General features: G+C 47.2%; 1 protein-coding gene. It reads left to right on the top strand.

Annotation, left to right across the window (positions count from 1 at the left end; translation table 11 throughout):
* Positions 1–933 (top strand): phosphate acetyltransferase (gene pta, locus A3766_RS27355; RefSeq protein WP_068643369.1); only part of this gene is annotated, 933 nt, incomplete at its 5' end.
* Between the last annotated feature and the right edge of the window lie 253 nt (positions 934–1,186).

Genomic DNA, 1,186 nt, shown 5'->3' with positions numbered 1-1,186 from the left:
TTACCTGAAGGCAATGAACCAAGAACGATATGTGCCGCTATTGCTTGCCATGAGCGAGAACTAGCTCAGTGCATACTAATCGGGAAGCCCGATGAAATTAAGGCGGTCGCAAGTGCTCAGGGTGTTACGCTTTCGAGTGATATTCAGATCGTCGACCCTGACGAAGCACGTGAACGCTATGTCATCCCAATGACAGAGATCAGAAAGCATAAAGGCGTGAGTCACCAAATGGCGCGAGCAATGCTAGAAGACAATGTCGTACTCGCAACGATGATGGTGGCGCTAGATGAAGTTGACGGGCTTGTATCAGGAGCTGTTCACACAACAGCCAACACTGTGCGCCCCGCGCTTCAGTTGATTAAAACAAACGATTGCGCCAAGGTAGTGTCTTCAGTTTTCTTCATGTGCCTCCCCGACCAAGTACTTGTATATGGTGACTGCGCCATCAACCCAGACCCGAATGCCGAACAGCTGGCCGATATTGCGATACAAAGTGCCGACTCAGCCAAAGCATTTGGCATTGACCCCAAAGTCGCCATGATTTCCTATAGCACAGGTGTAAGCGGCACCGGCGCAGACGTCGACAAAGTTCGTGAAGCTACTGAGATCGCTAAGAACTTAAGGCCAGACCTCGTAATTGACGGCCCCCTCCAATACGATGCGGCGGCGATTGAAAGTGTCGCCAAGAAAAAGGCACCGAACAGCCCGGTGGCCGGTCAAGCAACCGTTTTTATCTTCCCAGATCTAAATACTGGTAACACCACCTACAAAGCTGTACAACGTAGCGCCAATGTAATCAGTATCGGCCCAATGCTACAAGGTTTGCGCAAACCTGTTAACGACTTATCTCGTGGCGCATTAATAGAAGATATCGTCTTTACCATTGCACTAACGGCCGTACAGGCATGTCAGTCTGAACAAAAAGGCGATTAAAAAGCAAACCGAATTTAAGGCGCTATATCTTAGCGCCTTCATTTAGTTCGCCTCTAGTATTAGCAAAACCTACACATTCCGCTTACAGATCTAGGACTGAGATGCCTATAACAAAACACTATATCTAGTGCTAACATAAAAAGATAAGTAAGCACTAATTCTGCAAAGCCCATAAATACAAGCACCTTCCTTTTCCTCATATTTTATCGCCCCAAAGTATTGACAAACCAGTCTCGACCACCTTGATATTTAC

Source organism: Oleiphilus sp. HI0132 (assembly GCF_001635845.1).
Note: the sequence above shows the minus strand (reverse complement) of the source record. Positions and strands in the feature narration are given on the sequence as shown.